Source organism: Pseudomonas sp. Sample_21 (assembly GCF_004307525.1).
GTDB classification, from domain to species: domain Bacteria; phylum Pseudomonadota; class Gammaproteobacteria; order Pseudomonadales; family Pseudomonadaceae; genus Aquipseudomonas; species Aquipseudomonas atacamensis.
Window position 1 is genome coordinate 37,953 of record NZ_RCNZ01000100.1, and the last position, 21,800, is coordinate 59,752.

At 60.5% G+C, this 21,800-nt stretch carries 20 protein-coding genes and 1 pseudogene; 8 read left to right on the top strand and 13 right to left on the bottom strand.

Annotated features, from left to right (window positions below; all coding sequences use genetic code 11):
- Positions 1 to 30 precede the first annotated feature (30 nt).
- A complete protein-coding gene (locus tag D8U71_RS18725) occupies positions 31 to 726 on the top strand; it encodes a hypothetical protein (RefSeq protein ID WP_024014168.1) in 696 nt (231 codons plus the stop codon).
- Positions 723 to 1,631 (top strand): hypothetical protein, encoded by a 909-nt coding sequence (locus D8U71_RS18730; protein ID WP_130888394.1) that lies wholly within the window; start codon positions 723 to 725, stop codon positions 1,629 to 1,631. The genes D8U71_RS18725 and D8U71_RS18730 overlap by 4 nt, the downstream gene beginning before the upstream one ends.
- Before the next feature lie 18 nt (positions 1,632 to 1,649).
- Here D8U71_RS18730 and D8U71_RS18735 read toward each other — a convergent pair whose 3' ends face one another.
- The 11 genes from D8U71_RS18735 to D8U71_RS18785 all read right to left on the bottom strand — a co-directional run bounded on the left by D8U71_RS18735 (position 1,650) and on the right by D8U71_RS18785 (position 14,335).
- Entirely contained in the window at positions 1,650 to 1,979 is a 330-nt protein-coding gene (locus D8U71_RS18735) for a GlpM family protein (RefSeq protein ID WP_177434923.1), read from the bottom strand.
- Positions 1,980 to 1,987: 8 nt separating this feature from the next.
- Positions 1,988 to 3,313, bottom strand: coding sequence for a sigma-54 dependent transcriptional regulator (locus D8U71_RS18740; protein WP_016773388.1), 1,326 nt, complete (start codon positions 3,311 to 3,313; stop codon positions 1,988 to 1,990).
- Positions 3,310 to 5,211 (bottom strand): ATP-binding protein, encoded by a 1,902-nt coding sequence (locus D8U71_RS18745; RefSeq protein ID WP_073473185.1) that lies wholly within the window; start codon positions 5,209 to 5,211, stop codon positions 3,310 to 3,312. The genes D8U71_RS18740 and D8U71_RS18745 overlap by 4 nt, the downstream gene beginning before the upstream one ends.
- A 228-nt stretch (positions 5,212 to 5,439) precedes the next feature.
- Positions 5,440 to 6,174 carry an amino acid ABC transporter ATP-binding protein gene (locus D8U71_RS18750; RefSeq protein ID WP_016773390.1) on the bottom strand — a complete coding sequence of 245 codons (735 nt, stop codon included), beginning with the start codon at positions 6,172 to 6,174 and terminating at the stop codon, positions 5,440 to 5,442.
- The gene (locus D8U71_RS18755; protein WP_016773391.1) at positions 6,171 to 6,842 is read right to left on the bottom strand and encodes an ABC transporter permease subunit; all 672 of its coding nucleotides are present in this window, start codon (positions 6,840 to 6,842) and stop codon (positions 6,171 to 6,173) included. Before D8U71_RS18755 ends, D8U71_RS18750 begins: the two co-directional genes overlap by 4 nt.
- The gene (locus tag D8U71_RS18760; protein WP_056790046.1) at positions 6,842 to 7,588 is read right to left on the bottom strand and encodes an amino acid ABC transporter permease; all 747 of its coding nucleotides are present in this window, start codon (positions 7,586 to 7,588) and stop codon (positions 6,842 to 6,844) included. Before D8U71_RS18760 ends, D8U71_RS18755 begins: the two co-directional genes overlap by 1 nt.
- A gap of 200 nt (positions 7,589 to 7,788) precedes the next feature.
- Positions 7,789 to 8,703 carry a glutamate/aspartate ABC transporter substrate-binding protein gene (locus D8U71_RS18765; RefSeq protein WP_130888396.1) on the bottom strand — a complete coding sequence of 305 codons (915 nt, stop codon included), beginning with the start codon at positions 8,701 to 8,703 and terminating at the stop codon, positions 7,789 to 7,791.
- Between the two features lie 521 nt (positions 8,704 to 9,224).
- Positions 9,225 to 10,760, bottom strand: coding sequence for a glycerol-3-phosphate dehydrogenase (glpD, locus tag D8U71_RS18770; protein ID WP_130888397.1), 1,536 nt, complete (start codon positions 10,758 to 10,760; stop codon positions 9,225 to 9,227).
- A gap of 292 nt (positions 10,761 to 11,052) precedes the next feature.
- Entirely contained in the window at positions 11,053 to 11,808 is a 756-nt protein-coding gene (locus D8U71_RS18775) for a DeoR/GlpR family transcriptional regulator (protein WP_007953179.1), read from the bottom strand.
- Positions 11,809 to 11,903: 95 nt separating this feature from the next.
- Positions 11,904 to 13,406 (bottom strand): glycerol kinase GlpK, encoded by a 1,503-nt coding sequence (glpK, locus tag D8U71_RS18780; protein ID WP_024014162.1) that lies wholly within the window; start codon positions 13,404 to 13,406, stop codon positions 11,904 to 11,906.
- A gap of 77 nt (positions 13,407 to 13,483) precedes the next feature.
- A complete protein-coding gene (locus D8U71_RS18785) occupies positions 13,484 to 14,335 on the bottom strand; it encodes an MIP/aquaporin family protein (protein WP_016773396.1) in 852 nt (283 codons plus the stop codon).
- Positions 14,336 to 14,685: 350 nt separating this feature from the next.
- Here D8U71_RS18785 and ybaK point away from each other — a divergent pair, with 350 nt between their 5' ends.
- From ybaK to D8U71_RS28635, 3 genes and pseudogenes are all read left to right on the top strand, one after another.
- Positions 14,686 to 15,156 (top strand): Cys-tRNA(Pro) deacylase, encoded by a 471-nt coding sequence (gene ybaK / locus D8U71_RS18790; RefSeq protein WP_024014161.1) that lies wholly within the window; start codon positions 14,686 to 14,688, stop codon positions 15,154 to 15,156.
- A gap of 99 nt (positions 15,157 to 15,255) precedes the next feature.
- Positions 15,256 to 16,038 carry a PhzF family phenazine biosynthesis protein gene (locus D8U71_RS18795; protein WP_130888398.1) on the top strand — a complete coding sequence of 261 codons (783 nt, stop codon included), beginning with the start codon at positions 15,256 to 15,258 and terminating at the stop codon, positions 16,036 to 16,038.
- A gap of 4 nt (positions 16,039 to 16,042) precedes the next feature.
- A pseudogene (locus D8U71_RS28635) lies at positions 16,043 to 16,141 on the top strand (metal ABC transporter ATP-binding protein); the annotation flags it as partial.
- A gap of 17 nt (positions 16,142 to 16,158) precedes the next feature.
- Here the strand turns inward: D8U71_RS28635 and D8U71_RS18805 are convergent.
- Together D8U71_RS18805 and argF are read right to left on the bottom strand one after the other, a co-directional pair.
- On the bottom strand, positions 16,159 to 17,268 hold the full coding sequence (locus D8U71_RS18805) for an ABC transporter ATP-binding protein (protein ID WP_130888399.1): 1,110 nt from the start codon (positions 17,266 to 17,268) through the stop codon (positions 16,159 to 16,161).
- Positions 17,265 to 18,185, bottom strand: a complete 921-nt coding sequence (argF, locus tag D8U71_RS18810; protein WP_024014160.1) for an ornithine carbamoyltransferase — start codon at positions 18,183 to 18,185, stop codon at positions 17,265 to 17,267. The genes D8U71_RS18805 and argF overlap by 4 nt, the downstream gene beginning before the upstream one ends.
- Positions 18,186 to 18,590: 405 nt before the next feature.
- On the opposite strand from argF, the gene D8U71_RS18815 reads away from it, so the two are divergent.
- The 3 genes from D8U71_RS18815 to grxD all read left to right on the top strand — a co-directional run bounded on the left by D8U71_RS18815 (position 18,591) and on the right by grxD (position 21,561).
- Positions 18,591 to 18,881, top strand: a complete 291-nt coding sequence (locus D8U71_RS18815) for a hypothetical protein (RefSeq protein WP_016773401.1) — start codon at positions 18,591 to 18,593, stop codon at positions 18,879 to 18,881.
- Between the two features lie 135 nt (positions 18,882 to 19,016).
- Positions 19,017 to 21,122, top strand: a complete 2,106-nt coding sequence (locus D8U71_RS18820) for a molybdopterin oxidoreductase family protein (protein WP_130888400.1) — start codon at positions 19,017 to 19,019, stop codon at positions 21,120 to 21,122.
- A gap of 97 nt (positions 21,123 to 21,219) precedes the next feature.
- Positions 21,220 to 21,561: a Grx4 family monothiol glutaredoxin gene (gene grxD, locus D8U71_RS18825; protein WP_016773402.1), complete on the top strand. Its 342-nt coding sequence runs from the start codon at positions 21,220 to 21,222 to the stop codon at positions 21,559 to 21,561.
- Positions 21,562 to 21,800: the final 239 nt, after the last annotated feature.

Genomic DNA, 21,800 nt, shown 5'->3' on the forward strand with positions numbered 1-21,800 from the left:
GGAACGTTTTCAGACATAGGGACTTGATCCATGATTTTTCGCGCTACACGTCAATGGGCCGCGCTGGCTCTGCTCGCCGTACTGACTCTCACCGGCTGCGCCCATGTGCAACCGCCCGTGGCCCTGGACAAACAGTTCTGGGATGCCAAAGAGCCGACCATCGGTGTGGCCATTACCGTCGTACCGTCGCCAGTGCTGGCGCTGACCGGCAATCAGGGCATCCTCGATTACGCCATTAATGCCGGCGTCAACAGCAAGCTCAGCGCCAACGTCGAAACCTGGCAAGTGCGCGATCTGGAAACCCTGCCCGACGCCATCGTCGCCAAGCTGCAGGCCAAGGGCTACAAGGCCAAGCGCATTGATGAAAAGGTCGATCTGAAGACCTTCAAGGAAGTCGATTTCCGCGAGGGCTACATGACCAAGGACCTGTCGCCGATGAAAGCCGCCCACGGCATCGACCGTCTGCTGCTGGTGTCGATTTATGCCACCGGTGCCACCCGCAGCTACTACAGCATCGTGCCCACCAGCGTGCCGATGGCCCAGGTCGGCGGCCAGGGCATGGTGATTGATCTGTCGGACAACAAACTCTTGTGGTACCAGCCATTCGCCGCTGTGCAAGCCGCGCAAGGCGAGTGGGACGAGCCGTCCTACACCAACCTGTCCAACGCGTTTTATCAGGCGATGGATAACAGCCGGCAGCAAATGATCGCCCCGTTCGCGCAATGAAACGTCTGGCGCTGACCTTCGCGGCGATCTCGCTGCTGGCGTTGCCTGGCTGTGCGCAGAAACCGGCACCTGAGGCCGGTTTCAAGGATCAGGCGGCGATGAGCTATGTGCAGGCACACGGGCTGAAGGTCGACGTGCAACTGCCGGCGGAATTCGTCGGCGCCAGCACGGTGATCGACAGCAAGGCGGCAGTGAACGCGGCCAATTCCAGCTACACGCTGGTGTCGAGCTCCGGCGCGGGCGCTGGGCTGGCGGGGATTCTGGTGGCCAGCCTGATCAACACGCAAATGGGTTCCGGTACGTTACAGCGCGATGCCGAAAAAGCCGCGCTGAACGAATCGCGGCCGCTGGCCGACCTGCTTGCTGGCGTGCCGTTGCAGGAGCGCTTGCAACAGCGTTTTCAGGCGGCGTCGCAGGTGTCCGGATTCAAGCAGGGGGCAGGTGCGGTGACGGCACGCTTGCTGATCGAACCGAAGCTGATGCTGACGCCCGATCGCGGCAGTTTCGTGCTGGTCAATCAGGTGCAATTGCAGGATATCGCCGGCTCGCCGCTGTACCGCATGCGCATCGAAGTGGCCAGTCAGCCGATTCGTCGTTGCGGCAAGCAATGCATTGATGATGGCGCCCTTGACCTGGCCAAGGTCACCGCCGTGCTGGATGAATGCATTGATGAATCCATGCGCGTGTTGAGCGCCGACCTGATGCAACCGACGCCACCGCCCGCCGCGCAGGAAACCCTGCGTTACGTGCTCGACGGCCAGCGCGTGGTCGAGCGCGGTTATCAACTGGCGCAGAACGGCAACTACTGGCGCTACCGCAATCTCTACGGTGCGGTGAAGTCAGTGCCGGTGCCGTTCGAGGATGCCTTGTCGTCCGCGCAACTGGCCCGAGTCTACGGTCGCTAGAGGCAGATGCGCGTGGGTTCAGGCATGCAGCCTGACCCACACGCTCACCAGCACCGTCGCCGCTATCAACCAGGCTACCGCCGCCACCGCCAGTGACGCTTCCAGGCGCAAGCGGTCGACCATCACATACAACGTCGCCAGATACACGAAGTAGGGAATGATCGACCACATCCCAAACACGATCGTGGTCTTCAGGTCGTCGACCGAACGCCCCTTGCCAACGATGTAGTGCGCAATCAGGGCAAAGGTCGGAAACAGCGGCACCAGGCCGGCGATGTAATAGTTTCTGGTCTTGGACAGTGCCGCGAGGATCAGCACCACTGCGGCGCCGATAGCGGCTTTGAGAATCAGATCCATCAGTGGCTCAGCCCGTACTTTTTGACTTTGTCGAACAGCGTGGTCTTGGCCATGCCCAGTTCCTGGCTGGCCTGGGTCAGGTTGCCGCCGCTGCGTTGCAAGGCGTCGACCAGCAGATTGCGCTCGAACGCTTCCACCGCTTCGGCAAACGCCAGGCCCTGGCCGGCGCTGGCCCCGGACTTCTTGAAGGCCGGCAGGCCGAGGGCGAAGCGTTCGGCGACGTTGCGCAGTTCGCGCACGTTGCCCGGCCAGTCGTGGCTCATCAGGTTCGACAGGGTCTGGTTGTCCAGCTCCGGCAGCGCGCGGTCGAAGCGCAGCGCCGATTGCTGGGTGAAGTGTTCGAACAGTTGCAGGATGTCTTCGCGGCGTTCGCGCAGCGGTGGCAATTCCAGGGTCACGACGTTGAGGCGGTAGTACAAGTCGCTGCGAAACTCGCCGGCCTTGCTTGACTCATCGAGGTCGGATTTGGTCGCCGCAATCACCCGGCAATCCACCGCCACACTCTGGTTCGAGCCGAGCCGTTCGAGGGTGCGTTCCTGCAATACGCGCAGCAACTTGATCTGCAATGGCAGCGGCATGCTTTCCACTTCGTCGAGGAACAGCGTACCGCCGTCGGCATGCTCGATCTTGCCGATGCGGCGTTTGCCGGCGCCGGTGAAGGCGTTGGCTTCGTGGCCGAAGATCTCGCTTTCAAAAAGGTTTTCCGGCAGGCCGCCGCAGTTCAGCGCGACGAACTGTTTGCTGTGGCGCCGACTGAAATCGTGCAGGCAACGGGCGACCAGCTCCTTGCCGGTGCCGGTCTCGCCTTCGATCAAGACGTTGGCCGAAGTGTCGGCGACGTTGGCGATCAGTTCGCGCAGATTCTGCATCGCTGGTGAACGGCCGATGATCCGCCCTTCAAGGGAGTCGCGTTCAGCCAGTTGCCGACGCAACGAGGAAACCTCGCGGGCGAGGCTGCGTTGCTCCAGCGCCCGTCGCGCGACATCGACCAGGCGCTCCGGCGAGAACGGTTTTTCCATGAAATCGTAGGCGCCTTTCTGCATCGCGCCGACGGCCATGGAAATGTCGCCGTGGCCGGTGATCAGCACCACCGGCAGGCTGCGGTCACGTTGCTTGAGACGGGTGAGCAATTCCAGGCCATCGATGCCCGGCAGGCGGATGTCGCTGATGACGATGCCGGCAAAGTTGTCGCCGACCTGCGCCAGTGCTTCTTCGGCACTGCCGACGCCGATGCACGGAATGTCTTCGAGGGTCAGCGCCTGTTGGCAGCCGAGCAGCACATGGGGGTCGTCTTCGACAATCAACACACTGAGTTCGTGGTTCATATTGGCTCGGCAGGAGTAGGGCTTACCAACGGTAAACTGAGGACGAAAGTGGTGCCACCGCCGGCCGGGTGTTCGACACCCAGGTGCCCGCCGGTAGCGGCGGCGAGGCTGGCGGACAGGGTCAGGCCCAGTCCCAGGCCTTGCTCGCCGGGTTTGGTGGTGAAGAACGGTTCGAACAGATGCTTGCGCGCTTCGGCGTCGATACCGTGGCCGTTGTCGCGCACCCGCAAGCGGTACTTGCCGTTGAATTCTTCCCCCTCCAGCCACAGTTGCGGCTGTGGTTGCGCGTGCATGGCGTCGAGGGCGTTGCCGATCAGGTTGACGAGGATCTGTTCGAGGCGGGTCTGATCGATCAGCAGCTGCACATCGGCAAACTGCCGGTGAATTTGCAGCGCGGTGTTTTCCACACGCGCGCCGAGCACTTGCAAGGCGGCGTCGACGGCTTTGCCGAGACTGGCCTGACCCTTGTTGTCGCCGCGCCGGGCAAACGAACGCAGGCTGGCGGTGATCCGGCCCATGCGGTCGATCAGGTCATTGATGGTCTTGAGGTTGGTGCTGGCGACGTCGAGCTGGCCGCGCTCGAGAAAGCGCACGGTGTTGCCCGACAGCGTGCGCATCGCCGCCAGCGGCTGGTTCAGTTCATGGGCAATACTGGTCGACATCTGGCCGATAGCCGCGAGTTTGCCGGCCTGCACAAGTTCATCCTGGGCGCGGCGCAACGTCTCTTCGGCCTGGCGGCGCTCGCGGATCTGACTCTTCAGGCGTTCGTTGCTGGCGCGCAGATCGGCGGTGCGTTCGGTAATCCGACGTTCGAGTTGGCTGTTGGCTTCCTGCAACGCTTCGCGGGCGGCGAGACGGGTGGCGAGGACTTTGCGTCGCTCGTTCCAGGCAATCAGCAGGAAGGCGAACAGGGCAAACGCCACCGCCACCAGGATGCCTTGGTTGATCGCTTCGCGGCGCAGGTCCTGCAACGGCGTGAGCAGGGTGAAATTCCACGGCGTGTCGCTCAGCAGTCGGGTTTGCGCCAGATAACTGATGTCGTCTTCGTCGGGCTGTAATTCGCTGTTGGCCGGGAAAGTCAGTTTCTCCACGCCCTCGGCCAGTGTCTCGCGGGCCAGCGGTTGCAGTTCGTTGAGCGGGAACCAGTAGTACTGCAGGCTGCGGGCGAGTTTTTCCTTGACCTCATCGCTGAGCGGGATCACCGATTTCAGCCGCCTGGCGGGATCGCTGGAGAGAATGATGATGCCGTTCTCATCGCTGACGAACGCTTCCAGACGCGCCCGTTGCCAGCGCTCTTCCATGGCTTCCAGACGCACCTTGACCACCGCGACACCGATGATCTTGCCGTGCTCTTCGAGGCCGTGGGCAAGGTAGTAACCGGGTTCACCATTGGTGCTGCCGATGCCATAGAAGCGCCCGGGCTGGCCGCGCACGGCGTCTTTGAAATAGGCGCGGAAGGACAAGTCTTCACCGAGATAACTGTCGACATCGCGCCAGTTGCTGGTGGCCATGACCCGGCCGGTGGTGTCCATCACGTAGATGGCCCGGCTGCGGCTGCGGCGGTTCAGGCCTTCGAGGTAATCGTTGACCGTCTGCCGGTGCTCCGGGGTCGGGTCGGCCAGCAACTGCGGCACACTCGTTTCGAGTTCCAGCAGACTGGGCAGGTAGGTGTATTTGCTGATCTCGCTTTCGACCGCGCGGGCGTGCAGTTCCAGCTGACGCTGGCCGTTCTCGCCGAGGCTGCGGATGCCGAAGTGTTCACTGGTCCAGAAGCCGATAAAACCCAGCCCGACCATCAGGGCGATGATCAGTGGCGGCAGGAACAGATGACGGATCAGACGGGGCTTCACGGCAAGTGATGGCTCTGCAGCGCGATAAAGAGTGGGGTCGCATTTCATCACAGATGCCTTGGGTCAACCACAACACTTGTTTGTGCCTGTGGCGAGGGGATTTATCCCCGTTGGGCCGCGAAGCGGCCCCAAAACCATCACTGCGGTTTAACTGAAAGACCGCATGCACAGGTTTTACGACTGCTGCGCAGCCGGACGGGGATAAATCCCCTCGCCACAGGGGATCTCATTGTCAGGCTGCCCGCACCCCACAGACAGGGTGCGGGTGTGTTGCTTTTAGTGCTGCAGAATTTTCTCGAGGAAGTGCTGCGCGCGTTCGGAGCGGGCGCTGATGTCGCCGAAGAATTCCTCTTTCGGGCAGTCTTCGATGATCTTGCCCTGGTCCATGAAGATCACCCGGTCGGCCACTTTACGGGCGAAGCCCATTTCGTGGGTCACGCACATCATGGTCATGCCTTCGTGAGCCAGTTGCACCATGACGTCGAGCACTTCGTTGACCATTTCCGGGTCGAGCGCCGAGGTCGGTTCGTCGAACAGCATGACGATCGGGTCCATCGCCAGCGCACGGGCAATCGCCACACGCTGTTGCTGACCACCGGACAGTTGCCCCGGATGCTTGTGGGCGTGCGCCGACAAACCTACGCGCTCGAGCAGTTGCAGACCTTTTTTGGTCGCCTCTTCCTTGCTGCGACCGAGCACCTTGATCTGCGCGATGGTCAGGTTTTCGGTGATGGTCAGGTGCGGGAACAGCTCGAAATGCTGGAACACCATGCCCACCCGCGAACGCAGTTTCGGCAGGTTGGTTTTCGGGTCAGCGATCGACGTACCGTCAACCACCACGTCGCCTTTCTGGAACGGCTCCAGGGCGTTGACGCACTTGATCAGCGTCGACTTGCCGGAACCCGACGGGCCGCAGACCACAATCACTTCGCCTTTTTTGACCTCGGTGCTGCAATCAGTCAGCACCTGGAAGTCCCCATACCACTTGTTGATGTTTTTGATAGAGATCATACGGCGAACCTTTTTTGCAGACGCTTGACCAACCGCGAGGCGGCGAAGCTGATGATGAAGTACACGAGACCGGCGAAAATCAGGAACTCATTGGAGCGGCCGATGATGTCGCCGCTGGCGCGCGAGGCGTTGAGGAAGTCCACCAGGCCCACGGTGTAGACCAGCGAGGTGTCCTGGAACAGGATGATGCTCTGCTGCAGCAACAGCGGGGTCATCTTGCGGAACGCCTGCGGCAGGATGATCAGGCGCATCATCTGCCCGTAGTTCATGCCCAGCGCTTGTGCGGCACCCATCTGGCCCTTGGAAATCGACTGCACACCGGCCCGGACGATTTCGCAGAAGTACGCCGCTTCGAACATCATGAACGCCACGACGCACGAGGTGAACGCACCGATCGGCGTGTCTTCGCCGGTGATCCAGCGCAGCACGAACGGCACTGCCAGGTAGAACCAGGTGATCACCAGCAGCAGCGGAATCGAGCGGAAATAGTTGACGTAGGCGCCAGCGATGCTCGACAGCAGCTTGTTGTGCGACAGACGGCACAGCGCGAGGATCGTGCCGAGAATCATCCCGCCGATCACGCCCATGGCCATCAGCTTGAGGGTCATCACCATGCCGTTCCACAAACCGGGAATGGCCGGGACGATGCCACTGAAATCGAATTCCATTATTTACCCCCCACGGAGATCAGGCCGGGCACCGCGACTTTCTTCTCGACCAGGCGCATCAGCAGCATCAGGCTCATGTTGAGGGTGAAATAGATCAGGGTTGCCAGGGTGAACGCTTCGAACAGGTTGGCCGAGAACTCGGCGGTCTGTTTGGTCTGCGCCAGCAATTCCATCAAACCGATCAGGGACGCCACGGAGGAGTTCTTGAACACGTTGAGGAATTCCGAGGTGAGCGGCGGAATGATGATCCGGTAGGCCTGGGGCAGCAGCACGTTCCAGTAGATCTGCGGCAGTTTGAAACCCATCGCGCGGGCGGCGGATTCCTGGCCACGAGGCAACGCCTGGATACCGGTACGCACTTGCTCGCAGACACGGGCGGCGGTGAACAGACCGAGGCAGACGACAACGCTCAGATAGGCCGAAGTAGTCGGGTTGAGGTCCTGCTTGTACCACTCCTGCAGATCCGGCGGCAGCAGATCGGGCACCAGGAAGTACCAGATGAACAGCTGCACCAGCAGCGGCACGTTACGGAACAGCTCGACGTAGCAGGTCGCGATGCCCGATACGATGCGGTTCGGCACGGTGCGCATGATGCCCAGCAGCGAGCCGAGCAGCAGGGCGATGATCCACGCCACGACGGCGATGGCGATGGTCCAGCCCAGACCGGAGATGAACCAGTCGAGATAGGTCTCGCTGCCCACGCCGGTGGACTTGAAGAACACGCCCCAGTCCCAGTTGTAATTCATTAGGGTCTCCCCTCGATTCGATCGATGTACAAGTGCCCGCCTGGGGAACTCCGTTCCCTCCCCAGTCTTTTTTCAAAGACCGGGCACACGCGATCGGCTCGACAGCCACCGGTTCGAGTGTTTCCAGAAAAATGCCAGCAGGGAATGACCATCCCCTGAAAAGGCAGGCGCCTCCTCAGGGGATAAGGTTAGTCAGAAAATCAGGACTTCTTGTCGTCAGCCGCTTTGTCGGTCGGATTGGCGATCAGGGTCTTGAGCTCGTCGCTCATCGGGAAGTTCAGGTTCAGGCCTTTTGGCGGAATCGGCTGCATGAACCACTTGTCGTAGATCTTGTTGATGTCGCCCGAAGCGTAAGTGGCCTTGATCGCGTCATCCACAGCCTTTTTGAACGGCTCGTCGCCTTTGCGCATCATGCAGCCGTAGATTTCATACGACTGTGGCGTGCCGGTCACTTCCCAATCGGCAGCTTTCTTGGCCTTGGCGGCTTCGCCGGCCAGCAGCGCGTCATCCATCATGAAGGCAACGGCCCGGCCCGATTCCAGCATCTGGAAGGACTCGCCGTGGTCTTTGGCGGAGATGACGTTCATGCCCATCTGCTTGTCGGCGTTCATCGCCTTGAGGATGCGCTCGGAAGTGGTACCGGCGGTGGTCACGACGTTCTTGCCTTTCAGATCGTCGAAATCCTTGTACTTGGAGTCTTTCTTGGACAGCAGACGGGTACCGATTTCGAAGATGCCGACGGAGAAGTCGACCTGCTGCTGACGCTCGACGTTGTTGGTGGTCGAACCGCACTCGACGTCCACGGTGCCGTTCTGCACCAGCGGGATACGGGTCTGCGAGGTGACGAGATTGTATTTGACTTGCAGGTTCGGCAAATCGAGGTCTTTCTTGATCGCGTCGACGATTGCCAGCTGGATGTCGTGCGAGTAGCCAACCGGCTTGCCGGACGCATCAGCGATGTAGGAGAACGGAATGGAGGCGTCACGGTGGCCCAGGGTGATGACACCGGACTCTTTGATCTTCTTCAGGGTGCCGGTGAGCTCGGCGGCGAAAACTGGCGTGCTGATCAGAGCGGCAGCAATGGCTGCGCCCAGGATATGGGGAACGATGCGCATCAAATTTTCCTCGACATTGTTTTTTTTATGGAGCCAGTTTGTCGGCCCTTTTTGTGCTTCGAATGCCTGACGGCTCCTGAAGTGTCGGCACAGCAGGCATTCGTCGAGAGAGTGTAGAGCATGACTCGTGCCAGACCAGCCACAGTCGGTTAACCAGTTGTTTTATAACGTTATTAAAGTTTTGTGGCGGTAATTTTTTGAGGGTGAGATCCGGTTAACCGAATCGACTGTGGAGTCGCGTTCGGAAAACCGAACGATCAAAAGCCCCTCACCCTAACCCTCTCCCGGAGGGAGAGGGGACTGACTGCGGTGGATGGTCGAGTTACGGCGACGTGAGATACCGAGTCGACCTCGGACTTTGGAACCCACGGAGATCGGCTCCCTTTCCCCCTCTACCCTTTGGGGGAGAGGGCTGGGGTGAGGGGGAAAAGATCTAACTGCCCCAATCAGGTTCAACAAAGTCCACATAACAAAAAGCCCCTGAATCTCTCGATTCAGGGGCTTTCATTTGAACGGTGAGATCAAGCCGCTTCGATCTTCCGATTCTGCTCAACCTTGCCCAGATACGTCGCGAGCTTCTGCTGCTCCTCCGCTGTGGTGAACAAGCCTAGCTTGGTACGGCGCCACAGGATGTCGTGCGCCGTGGTCGCCCACTCTTCGCTGCACAAATAATCGACTTCGCGGGTGTAGAGCCCGCCGCCGATGTGCTCACCCATGTCGGCCAGGCTTTCCACGCCTTCGAGCATGCGCCAGGTGCGGCTGCCGTAGGTGACGGCCCAGCGCCGGGCGATTTCGGTCGGGACGAAATCCAACTTGTCGCGAATTCGCGCGCTCAGCGCCTCTGGCGTGGTCATGTCTTCGCCGCCGGGCAGGGTGGCGGTGGCAGTCCAGCTCGGGCGCATTTGGGTGAAGAACGGCATCAATTGCGCCATCGCCGACTCGGCGAGTTTGCGGTAGGTGGTCAGCTTGCCACCGAACACCGACAGCAACGGCGCTTCTTCGGTACTGCCCGACAGCGCCAAGGTGTAATCGCGGGTCACTGCCGACGGATTGTCGGATTCGTCGTTGCACAAAGGACGGACGCCCGAGTAGCTGTGCACAATGTCTTCGCGGCTGAGCTGCTTCTTGAAGTGGGCGTTGACCACTTTCAGCACGTAATCGGTTTCGCCTTCGGTGATCGCCACTTTCGCCGGGTCGCCGGTGTACTCGCGGTCGGTGGTGCCGATCAGGGTGAAGTGGTTCAGGTACGGAATGGTGAAAACGATGCGCTGGTCTTCGTTTTGCAGAATGTGCGCGTGCTCGCCTTCGTACAGTTTCGGCACGATGATGTGGCTGCCCTGGATCAGGCGAATGCCGTACGGCGATTCCATCTTCAGGTCGTCACGAATGAACTTCGCCACCCACGGACCGGCGGCGTTGACCAGGGCTTTGGCGGTGATCGAAAACAGGCTGCCGTCGGCGCGCTCCAGATGCAGATGCCACAAACCTTTGCTGCGGCGGGCACTGACACAGCGGGTCTGGGTATGAACGTGGGCGCCTTTTTCGCGGGCGGCCATAGCGTTCAGGACCACGAGGCGGGCGTCATCGACCCAGCAGTCGGAGTATTCGAAGCCTTTCTTGATTTCGCTTTTCAGCGCGCTGTCGGCGCCAAACTTCAGGCTTTTCGAACTCGGCAATTTTTCGCGCTTGCCGAGGTTGTCGTAAAGGAACAGGCCGGCACGAATCATCCACGCCGGCCGCAGGTGCGGGCGGTGTGGCAGGACGAAACGCATCGGTTTGACGATGTGCGGCGCCTTGGCCAGCAGCACTTCGCGCTCAGCCAGCGCTTCACGCACCAGACGGAATTCGTAATGCTCCAGATAGCGCAGGCCACCGTGGATCAGCTTGCTGCTGGCCGACGAGGTGTGGCTGGCCAGGTCGTCTTTTTCGCAAAGGAACACCGAAAGACCGCGACCGGCGGCATCCGCTGCGATCCCTACGCCGTTGATCCCGCCGCCAATCACGGCAACGTCATAGATCTCGGAGAGAGGGGGCGTACGCAAGGTAGAGGTGGACATCGGCTGGCCTCGGTTCTTTTGGTTTTATGTCTTGGAAATCGAACATTAATGTTCATTTGCGAAAATGGTAGCCCATAAACACGCGCACAGCCAGTCGCGTTCGATTGAAAAAACTCATCGAAGGGCGATTAAAAGAAAATTTTCGAACATGAACGCGCGCAAGGGCGCAGAAGATGTGTTGTTTGATCGATTGTTTTCGCGAGCAGGCTCGCTCCCACATTTTGCAATGCATTCCAAGAGTGGGAGCGAGCCTGCTCGCGAAAGCGTCGGTTCGGTCAGCGAGGGAGAGGAATCAGACGACTTCCAGCCGAATCTTGTGCTGACTCAGCAACTGCGCCAGCGCCGGCACCGGTTGCTGATCGGTAACCAGGCAATCGATCAGGCTGATCGGCCCCAGTCGAATCATCGCGTTACGCCCGAACTTGCTCGAGTCCGCCGCCAGAATCACCTGCCGCGCATTGGCAATGATCGCTTGGGAAACGCGAACTTCCTGATAATCGAAGTCGAGCAGGCTGCCGTCCTCATCGATGCCGCTGATCCCGACCAAGGCGAAATCGACCTTGAACTGATTGATGAAATCCACACTCGCCTGACCGACCACACCGCCGTCCCGCCTTACATTGCCGCCGGTCAGCAGCACATCGAAATCATCCTTGGCGCTGAGCATCGAGGCGACGTGCAGGTTGTTGGTGATGATTTTCAGGTGACTGTGATTGAGCAGGGCGCGGGCGATCGATTCGGTGGTGGTACCGATATTGATGAACAGCGAGGCGTGATCGGGGATCTGTGCGGCGATGGCTTCGCCGATGCGTTGTTTTTCGTCGCGCATCTGATCGGCGCGCATCGCATACGCGGTGTTTTCGACACTGGAATCGTACGCGGCGCCACCGTGGTAGCGACGCAGCAGATTGGCTTCCGCGAGCTGATTGATGTCGCGGCGGATGGTTTGCGGGGTGACAACGAACAGCGTGGCCATTTCCTCGATGCTCACATAGCCGCGTTCGCGGACCAGCTCGAGGATTTGTTGCTGACGGGGAGGCAGATTCATGGGGCTTCCTTTGGGCTGCCGTGCAAAATTTGCCCATGATGCCGCAGGAATCTGCTCCCTACCAGTTAGATACCCTTCTGGAACTGCACGTTGGCTTATTCGGCGTCCTCACGCGCCCAGTCACGGGTGCGGCTGACGGCTTTCTTCCAGCCTTTGTAGAGTTTCTCTTTCTCGGTTTCGTCAAGGCTCGGTTCGAACTCGCGCTCGATCACTGCTTTGCCGCGCAGTTCTTCCAGGCTGCCCCAGAAACCGCAGGCCAGACCGGCCAGATAGGCAGCGCCGAGTGCGGTGGTTTCGCGCATTTGCGGGCGCTCCACCTGAGTGCCGAGGATGTCGGCCTGGAACTGCATGAGGAAGTTGTTCGCCACCGCGCCGCCGTCCACACGCAGGGCCTTGAGGCGTTCGCCGGAGTCCTGTTGCATGGCGTCGAGTACGTCGCGGGTCTGGTAGGCGATCGATTCCAGCGCGGCGCGGATGATGTGATCCACGCGTACGCCGCGCGTCAGGCCGAACAGCGCGCCACGGGCATACGGGTCCCAGTACGGTGCGCCGAGACCGGTAAACGCCGGCACCAGATACACGCCGTTGCTGTCCTTGACCTTGTTGGCAAAGTATTCGGTGTCGTGGGCGTCGTTGACGATTTTCAGTTCATCGCGCAGCCATTGCACGGTCGAACCGCCGTTGAACACGGCGCCTTCCAGAGCATAAGCCACTTCGCCGCGTGGGCCGCAGGCGATGGTGGTGAGCATGCCGTGCTGGGATTTCACTGCTTTGTCGCCGGTGTTCATCAGCAGGAAGCAACCGGTGCCGTAGGTGTTTTTCGCTTGGCCCGGCTCCACACACATCTGGCCGAACAGTGCTGCCTGCTGGTCGCCGGCGATACCGCCGATGGCGATGCCGCTCTTGGTGCGACCGTAGATTTCCGAGGAGGCTTTGACTTCCGGGAGCATCTCGCGCGGGATGTCGAGGATCTCCAGCATCTTCGAATCCCACTCCAGCGAGTGAATGTTGAAGAGCATGGTGCGCGAGGCGTTGGTGTAGTCGGTGACGTGCACCTTGCCGCCGGTGAATTTCCAGATCAGCCAGCTATCGACGGTGCCGAACAGCAGCTCGCCGTTGCGCGCACGCTCGCGGCTGCCTTCGACGTTGTCGAGGATCCACTTCAGTTTGGTGCCGGAGAAGTACGGGTCGGTGACCAGGCCGGTGGTGTCGCGGATGTAGTCTTCGTGACCATCGCGCTTGAGCTGCTGGCAGATCTCGGTGCTGCGGCGGCACTGCCAGACGATCGCGTTATAGACCGGACGGCCGGTGGTCTTGTCCCAGACCACGGTGGTTTCACGCTGGTTGGTGATACCGATGGCGGCGACCTGGTCGTGATGCAGGCCGGCCTGGGCCAGCGCCTCAACCATCACAGCGCTCTGGGTGGCGAAAATTTCCATCGGGTCATGCTCGACCCAACCGGCTTGCGGGTAATGCTGAACGAATTCGCGCTGCGCGGTGCAGACCACGTTCGCGTCGCGGTCGAAGATGATCGCGCGCGAGCTGGTCGTACCCTGATCAAGGGCAATGATGTAGTTCTTGTTCTGAATGTCGGTCATGTCGATTGCCTTGGACGAAAAAAACGAGAGTGGGCCGTGGCGCAGGCTCGGATGGGCAGGAGCCGGCGCCGACTGTTTCAAGAAGTTCTTGGTTTGCCGTCAATGGCCGGTTCTGCATCCTTTGTAGCAGGTGTGGCGCCGGTCAGGTGACGGGCAATCAGCCCGCGATACCCGGCAGCGCCGAGGCAGGCACCGACAATCGGTGCAAAAATCGGAATCAGGAAGTACGGAATATCACGACCACCGGTGAAGGAAATTTCACCCCAACCGGTAAAGAAAGTCATCAGTTTCGGACCGAAGTCACGCGCAGGGTTCATCGCGAAACCGGTCAGCGGACCCATCGCACTGCCGATCACGGCAATCAGCAAACCGATCAGCAGCGGCGCCATCGGGCCGCGTGGCAGGCCGTTGTTGTCATCGGTCAGGGCCATGATCACGCCCATCAGGATCGCGGTGATGATCATCTCGACCAGAAACGCCTGGGCCGTCGACAGCACCGGGTTCGGGTAGGTAGAGAACACCGAGGCCAATTCCAGGCTGGCAGCCGAGCCACGAACCATCTGGTGGGTTTGTTCGTAATCGAAGAACAGATTGCTGTAGAGCGTGTAGACCAGCAATGCGCCGCAGAAGGCGCCGGCAATCTGCGAAAGGATGTAGAACGGCAATTTGCGCTTTTCGAAGTCAGCGAAGATTGCCAGAGCGATGCTCACGGCCGGGTTCAGGTGCGCGCCGGAAACCCCGGCGGTGAGGTAGATCGCCATGCTCACGCCGACGCCCCAGATGATGCTGATCTCCCACAGGCCGAAGCTGGCGCCCGCGACTTTGAGCGCGGCGACACAACCGGTGCCGAAGAAGATCAGAAGGGCGGTGCCCAGGAATTCGGCCATGCATTGGCCGGAAAGCGATGGTTGCGGTAAAGCAGCTGTCATTGAAAACCTCGGTTCTTTTTCTTGTGTGGCGCCTTGCCAACGGAGCAGGGCGCGATCTTCACCGGGTCGGAATCCCCATTCGGTTCCCGGGTTACTGCTGGGTACTGCGCGAAGCACGATTCTTACATTATTCAGATTCGAAAAAATATAGACAAGAAACAAACCTGTCAAAGGTCGAAAGTGAACCGCCGGTCACAATAAAACTATTCGCCGTGTGAATGATCAGCGCCGCGAACGGCTTGAATGCAGCGCGAAGCCACGGGATTCGCGGCTTGGAATAGAGCCTTTTGCCCAACGATGACCTAGAATCCGCCGCAGGTTTTTCAAAGACTGCCGAACCCGGAGCTGCCATGACACCAGCGTTGGACTTGTTGAAAAAAGTTCGTGCCGAACATCGCGTGCACAGTTACGAACATGATCCGAAGGCCGCGTCCTACGGGCTGGAGGCAGCGGAGAAGCTCGGGCTCGCACCGGCGCAAGTGTTCAAAACCCTGCTGGCCGCCAGTGAAAAAGGCGAACTGCTGGTGGCCGTAGTGCCGGTCGTCGGAACGCTCGACCTCAAGGGACTGGCACACGCCGCCGGAGTGAAAAAAGCCGAAATGGCTGATCCCGCCGCCGCGCAACGCTCCACCGGCTACCTGTTGGGCGGCATCAGCCCGCTCGGGCAGAAGAAACGCCTGCGCACCTTCATCGACAATTCCGCTCAGGAGTTTGCGACTATCTATGTGAGTGCCGGGCGGCGAGGACTTGAAGTGGAGCTGGCGCCAGCAGTATTGGCTGAGCACACCCAGGCGCAGTTCGCCGATATCGGCCGCGCGTAATAGTCGCGCCGGCTGTATGAAGAAAAAATTGCGCTTCTGTCACTGGCAGTGATCCGGCCCGCCGTTGCATGCTCGGTCGACCAATTCAGGGAGAAAATCATGCAGCTTGCGTTTCATCAGGTCGACGCGTTCAGTGATCGGCCGTTCAGTGGCAACCCGGCGATGGTCTATCGGCTCGACAGCTGGCTGGCCGATGACTTGATGCAGAAGATCGCCGCCGAACACAACCTGGCGGAGACTGCGTTTCTGGTGCGCGAAGGCCAGGCCTGGCATATCCGCTGGTTCACCCCGACCACCGAAGTGCCGCTGTGCGGGCATGCGACCCTGGCCAGCGCGTTTGTACTGTTCGAAATCTATAAGGAAAGTGCCGAGCGCATCGACTTCACCTGCAAGTCCGGGCCGTTGAGTGTCAGCCGCGAAGGCGACCGCTTGTGGCTGGATTTTCCGACCATCGTGCCATCGGAAATCGGCGTGACGCTGGATGTCGAGCGGGCGCTGGGCGTTGAGGCTGTCGACGTTCTCGGCTCCAACGAACTGTTCGTCGTGCTGGACTCGGAACAGGCGGTGCTCGACTGTAAACCGGACATGGCAGCGCTGGCGAAACTGCCGTGGCTGGGGGCGATTGTCACTGCGCGTGGCAACCAGCATGACTTCGTCTCGCGCTATTTCGCCCCGGCCATCGGTATCAATGAAGACCCGGTGACCGGCTCGACCCATTGCAGCCTGATTCCGTACTGGGCCAAACGTCTGGGCAAATCGAACCTGACCGCGTGCCAGCGCTCGGCGCGGGGCGGGGAGTTGTTCTGTCGGCTGGAAGGTGAGCGAGTGAAGATTGGCGGCAATGCGACGCTGGTGGCCAGCGGTACCCTGTTTTTAGGCTGAGGCAATACCAACTGTGGGAGCGAGCCTGCTCGCGAAAGCGCTCTTTCAGTCAACATCTTCGGCGACTGAAACACCGCATTCGCGAGCAGGCTCGCTCCCACAATTTTTATCCAGTGCAGATCAGAGGCTGGTGCTGAATCGACGGACGCCGTTTTCCACCGCCGGAATCTGTGCCGCAGTGCTCCCCGAAGCCTGGAACAGCACCAGGTGATCCGCCGCTACGCGAATCCCGACCTGCGCGCCAACCAGATGATCGGCATGGCTGGGGAAGATCGATTCCAGCTGCGCGCCGGTCGGCAGTTGCAGGCGATACAAGGTCGCCGCGCCGAGGAATGTCTTGCCGACAATCTGCGCCTGCAACGCGCTGTCCGGCGCGTAAACAATGTCATCCGGACGCAACAGCACATCCACCGCGCCGCCAATCGGCCAGGTGTAAGCACGGTTGCCGCGCAGTTCACCGAGTTCGGTCTGCACCGACTCCGGACTGACGAGTTGGCCGCGAATGAAATAACCCTGACCGATGAAACTGGCGACATAAGGCGTCGCCGGTTCGTGGTAGAGGTTGTAGGGCGTGTCCCACTGTTCCAGCCGACCTTCCTTGAATACGCCAACGTGATCGCTGACGGCAAAGGCTTCTTCCTGATCGTGGGTGACCAGAATCGCACTGGTGCCACGGGCCTTGAGGATGTCGCGCACCTCATGGCTGAGCTTGCGGCGCAGTTCGCCATCGAGGTTGGAGAACGGCTCGTCGAGCAGCAGCAACTGCGGCTCCGGCGCCAGGGCGCGGGCGAGGGCGACCCGCTGTTGTTGGCCGCCGGACAGCTCGTGCGGAAAGCGCTTGCCGAGGATTTTCAGGTTGACCAGTTCCAGCAGCTCTTCGACCACGCGCGCCTTGTTCGGGTGCTTGCGGATGCCGAAGGCGATGTTGTCGGCCACGCTCAGGTGCGGGAACAGCGCGTAGTCCTGAAACACCATGCCGATCCGGCGTTTCTCCGGCGCCAGGGTGAAACCGGCACTGGAGAGGGTTTCGCCACCGAGGGTGATTTCGCCTTCGTGCACCGGTTCGAAACCGGCGATGGCGCGCAGGGTGGTGGTCTTGCCGCAGCCGGACGAGCCGAGCAGGCAGCCGATGTCGCCGGCGTTGAGGTGCAGATTGAGGTTCTGCACCACGCGTTGATCTTGGTAGCCGCAAGCGAGGTTGCGCAGGTTCAGCAGTAATTCATGGCTCATGCGTGGTGATATGCCGGTTCGACGAGGAACTCGAGCAGGGCCTTCTGTGCGTGGAGACGGTTTTCTGCCTGATCCCAGGCGACTGAGCGCGGGTCATCGAGCAGGTCGAGACTGATTTCTTCGCCACGGTGCGCCGGCAGGCAGTGCATGAACAGCACGTCCTCGGCAGCGAGGTCGAGCAGGGCACGGTTGACCTGAAACGGCGCGAACAGCTTGAGGCGCTTGGCAGTTTCCTCTTCCTGACCCATGGAAGTCCAGACGTCGGTGCTGACCAGATGCGCGCCACGCACGGCGTCTTGCGGATCGCGGACGATGGTCACGCGATCACCAGCCTGGGCGACGAACTCCGGGTTCGGCTCGTAGCCTTCCGGGCAGGCAACGCGCAATTGGAAGTCGAACTGGATCGCCGCTTCTATATAGCTGTTGCACATGTTGTTGCCGTCACCGATCCAGGCCACGGTCTTGCCCTGGATCGAGCCACGGTGTTCGAGGAAGGTCTGCATGTCGGCGAGCAACTGGCACGGGTGCAGATCATCGGACAGGCCGTTGATCACCGGCACCCGCGAGTTGGCGGCGAATTCGGTGAGGGTGCTATGGGCGAAGGTGCGGATCATCACCGCATCGAGCATGCTCGACATGACGATGGCGCAATCGCTGATCGGCTCGCCACGGCCCAGTTGGGTATCGCGCGGGGACAGGAAAATCGCCTGGCCGCCGAGCTGGATCATGCCGGCCTCGAAGGAGATCCGGGTACGGGTCGAGGATTTTTCGAAGATCATCCCCAGCACGCGGTTTTTCAGAGGCTCGAACAGTACGCCGCGGTTACGCAGGTCCTTGAGCTCAACGCCTCGACGGATCACGCTGACCAGCTCTTCGGGCGTGCAATCCATCAGGGAGAGAAAGTGCCTTGCGCTCATCATTGACTACCTTTTTGCTACAGACCGCAGATGCTCAAAGCCTTGTTTAACGGAACAACGGGCGAGACCTGCGGCGTAAGCCGCACGGGGCGACGAAATAGGGGGAGGCGCGATATTGACACTAAATGTCGCGTTTTTCCAATAGGGTACTTTTTCAGCGGGATTCGGAGCGCGGACCGAGCATTTCGATCACGCATGTTGAAGCCGGATTCAGTACAGCGGTGAGCCTCTTTGTACACTGGCGCCGCCGGGCTTGGCAATGCGCCGCGACGGCAACGCAGCGGTCCTGGTCGGTTTACGAACGCGGCGCCACCGATTCGCTTGGTCGGATGTTCAGACTGAAACATTTGCTAAAGCAAAGTGCTGGGTTATAAATAAGTTTCGAGCGACGCAGGAAGCCTCCGCATGGAATCGAAAGAACAACTGTTAATGGAGCTGCTGGGCCACACGGCTCGCTCCCTGACCCATCTCACCGCGTCCGTCACCTCGATGTCTTTCGAGTTGCTGCGCAGTGACGACGAAGTGGTCAAATCCGCCGGTCGGCACATGATCGATCGCATGGCCACCATCAGCGCCGGGCTCGATGAGCACTGGCGATTGATCGGCGAGCTCACCGGCGTGCACGTCGCCCATGAGCAGATCGAAACCATCCAGGAAATCCAGCTGGCGGCACCGCCGCAGTTGCCGCCGAACTGATCGCGGCGATTTATCGGCTGTCCTGATAACCGTCGATTCACAAGACGAACGTCGCTGGCGCCGTCTCTGCGCACGGGCCATAGTTTTGTTCCCGCGGGCGTGATTGCCTGCTCCCGAACAAGACAGAGACTGGCCATGACCAAGACTCTTCACCACCGTGCATGCCACCTGTGCGAAGCCATTTGCGGGCTGACCATCGAAACCACGGAAACCGATGGCAACGTCGCGATCACCTCGATCAAGGGTGATGCCCTCGACACCTTCAGCCGCGGCCATATCTGCCCGAAAGCCGTGGCTCTGCAAGACATTCAAAACGATCCCGATCGCCTGCGTCAGCCGATGCGCCGCGTCGGCAGCGAATGGCTGCCGATCGAGTGGGACGAGGCGTTTGCGCTGGTGGCCGAGAAACTCGCGGCGATTCAGGAACGTCACGGGCAGAACGCCGTTGCGGTGTATCAGGGCAATCCGAGCGTGCACAACTACGGCCTGATGACTCACAGCAATTACTTCCTGGGGTTGCTGAAAACCCGCAATCGCTACTCGGCAACGTCGGTCGATCAACTGCCGCACCACCTCAGCAGCTACCTGATGTACGGCCACGGTTTGCTGTTACCGATTCCCGATATCGATCACACCGACTTCATGCTGATCCTCGGCGGCAATCCGCTGGCGTCCAACGGCAGCATCATGACCGTGCCGGACGTCGAGAAGCGCCTGAGGGCGATTCAGGCGCGCGGCGGCAAAGTGGTGGTAGTCGATCCGCGCCGCAGCGAAACCGCAGCGATGGCCGATCAACACGTTTTCGTCCGCCCGGGCGGCGATGCGGCGCTGTTGTTCGGCATGCTCAATACGCTGTTCAGCGAAGGCCTGACCCGCGACAGCCATTTGCCGGTCGATGGCCTCGACGAGGTGCGCAGCGCCGTGGCTGCGTTTAGTGCCGAAGCGATGAGCCCGCTCTGCGCAGTGCCTGCCGAACAGATTCGCCAACTGGCGCGCGACTTCGCTGCCGCACCGAGTGCCGTCTGCTATGGGCGCATGGGCGTCTCGACCCAGGCCTTCGGCACCCTCTGTCACTGGGTGGTGCAGTTGATCAATCTGGTCACCGGCAATCTCGACCGCGTTGGCGGTGCTCTTTGCACCGAGCCGGCGGTGGATCTGGTGGCGTCGACCTCGGGCGGGCATTTCAACAAATGGCAGAGCCGGGTTTCCGGGCGTCCGGAATACGGCGGCGAGTTGCCGGTCTCGGCACTGGCCGAAGAGATGCTCACGGAGGGCGAGGGGCAGATCCGCGCGCTGATCACTGTGGCCGGCAACCCGGTGTTGTCGACACCCAACGGCCGGCAGCTGGAGCAGGCGCTGGACGGCCTCGACTTCATGCTCAGCATCGACCTGTACATCAACGAAACCACGCGCTATGCCGATCTGATCCTGCCGTCGACCTCGGCGCTGGAAAACGATCACTACGACACCACGTTCAATCTGTTCGCGGTGCGTAACGTCACCCGCTTCAATCGCGCCATCCTCGCCAAGCCCGAGGGGGCTTTGCATGATTGGGAGATCTTCGTCGGGCTGGCCAAGGCCTTCGCCGAGAAAACCGGTAAAGAACTGAAACCAACGATGCCGCCGGCGAAGATGATCGATATGGGCCTGCGCATGGGCCGCTATGGCGATGCGTCCGAGCACAAGTTGTCGTTGGCGACGCTGTTCGATCATCCGCACGGTATTGATCTGGGGGCGCTGAAGCCGAATCTGGCGTCACGTCTGAAAACGCCGAATCAGCGTATCCAGGCCGCACCGCCGGAAATTCTCGCCGACCTCGCACGCTTTGCCGCGTTGCAGGCGCCGGCAGCCGATGAATTGTTGATGATCGGCCGCCGCCATGTGCGCAGCAACAATTCGTGGATGCACAATTTCCATCGACTGGTGAAAGGCAAGCCACGGCATCAGTTGCTGATGCACCCGGATGACCTGGCCAGCCGTGGTCTGGCCGACGGGCAACGGGTTCGGGTGAGTTCGCGGGTCGGACAGATCGAGGTAGAAGTGCTCGCCAGTCTCGACATGATGAAAGGCGTGGTCAGCCTGCCGCACGGCTGGGGCCATGCGCGCCCGGGCGTGCAGATGGCGATCGCCAGCGGCCAGCCGGGATCGAGCGCCAACGACCTGACCGACGAGTGCCAGCTCGACGAACTGTCGGGCAACGCGGCGTTGAACGGTGTGCCGGTGACCGTGGCGGCGGCTTGAGCGGGTCTGTCGGGGAGACCGAGCATGGCGCTCGGGATTCCGTTACAATGCGCCACCGTGCCGACCTCAGAGTCGGAAAGTTCAGCCGAGGTGCTCCATGGATATCATCGAAACGATTAAAGAGCAGATTGCCAACAACACCATTCTGCTTTACATGAAAGGCTCGCCGAATGCCCCGCAGTGCGGCTTCTCCGCAAAAGCTGCGCAAGCCGTGATGGCCTGTGGTGAAAAGTTCGCGTACGTGGACATCCTGCAGAACCCGGAAATCCGCGCCAACCTGCCGAAGTACGCCAACTGGCCGACTTTCCCGCAACTGTGGGTCGGCGGTGAGCTGGTCGGCGGCAGCGACATCATGACCGAGATGGCTGCAGACGGTTCGCTGCAAAGCACCATCAAGGCGGCTGTGGAAGCGGCAGCGGCGAACAAGTCCGAAGCCTGATTCTACTTTCATATAGTTTCGCTCGACGACGCGTCTCCTGTAGGAGCTGTCGAGTGAAACGAGGCTGCGATCTTTTGATCTTCGGCCAACAAAAAGCCCCGCACCTCGAAAGAGGGCGGGGCTTTTTGTTGGTTATACGAGTTGACTGAGTATCAAGGCTGAAATCGATAAAGATCGCAGCCTCGTTTCACTCGACAGCTCCTACTCTTCGCCCATCTGCGACTGCAGATAGTTTTCCA

Coding starts and splice junctions, on each gene's coding strand:
- D8U71_RS18725 (WP_024014168.1), top strand. CDS start 31: ATGATTTTTCGCGCTACACGTCAATGGGCCGCGCTGGCTCTGCTCGCC.
- D8U71_RS18730 (WP_130888394.1), top strand. CDS start 723: ATGAAACGTCTGGCGCTGACCTTCGCGGCGATCTCGCTGCTGGCGTTG.
- D8U71_RS18740 (WP_016773388.1), bottom strand. CDS start 3,313: ATGAACCACGAACTCAGTGTGTTGATTGTCGAAGACGACCCCCATGTG.
- D8U71_RS18745 (WP_073473185.1), bottom strand. CDS start 5,211: ATGAAATGCGACCCCACTCTTTATCGCGCTGCAGAGCCATCACTTGCC.
- D8U71_RS18750 (WP_016773390.1), bottom strand. CDS start 6,174: ATGATCTCTATCAAAAACATCAACAAGTGGTATGGGGACTTCCAGGTG.
- D8U71_RS18755 (WP_016773391.1), bottom strand. CDS start 6,842: ATGGAATTCGATTTCAGTGGCATCGTCCCGGCCATTCCCGGTTTGTGG.
- D8U71_RS18760 (WP_056790046.1), bottom strand. CDS start 7,588: ATGAATTACAACTGGGACTGGGGCGTGTTCTTCAAGTCCACCGGCGTG.
- D8U71_RS18765 (WP_130888396.1), bottom strand. CDS start 8,703: ATGCGCATCGTTCCCCATATCCTGGGCGCAGCCATTGCTGCCGCTCTG.
- glpD (WP_130888397.1), bottom strand. CDS start 10,760: ATGTCCACCTCTACCTTGCGTACGCCCCCTCTCTCCGAGATCTATGAC.
- D8U71_RS18775 (WP_007953179.1), bottom strand. CDS start 11,808: ATGAATCTGCCTCCCCGTCAGCAACAAATCCTCGAGCTGGTCCGCGAA.
- glpK (WP_024014162.1), bottom strand. CDS start 13,406: ATGACCGACATTCAGAACAAGAACTACATCATTGCCCTTGATCAGGGT.
- D8U71_RS18785 (WP_016773396.1), bottom strand. CDS start 14,335: ATGACAGCTGCTTTACCGCAACCATCGCTTTCCGGCCAATGCATGGCC.
- ybaK (WP_024014161.1), top strand. CDS start 14,686: ATGACACCAGCGTTGGACTTGTTGAAAAAAGTTCGTGCCGAACATCGC.
- D8U71_RS18795 (WP_130888398.1), top strand. CDS start 15,256: ATGCAGCTTGCGTTTCATCAGGTCGACGCGTTCAGTGATCGGCCGTTC.
- D8U71_RS18805 (WP_130888399.1), bottom strand. CDS start 17,268: ATGAGCCATGAATTACTGCTGAACCTGCGCAACCTCGCTTGCGGCTAC.
- argF (WP_024014160.1), bottom strand. CDS start 18,185: ATGAGCGCAAGGCACTTTCTCTCCCTGATGGATTGCACGCCCGAAGAG.
- D8U71_RS18815 (WP_016773401.1), top strand. CDS start 18,591: ATGGAATCGAAAGAACAACTGTTAATGGAGCTGCTGGGCCACACGGCT.
- D8U71_RS18820 (WP_130888400.1), top strand. CDS start 19,017: ATGACCAAGACTCTTCACCACCGTGCATGCCACCTGTGCGAAGCCATT.
- grxD (WP_016773402.1), top strand. CDS start 21,220: ATGGATATCATCGAAACGATTAAAGAGCAGATTGCCAACAACACCATT.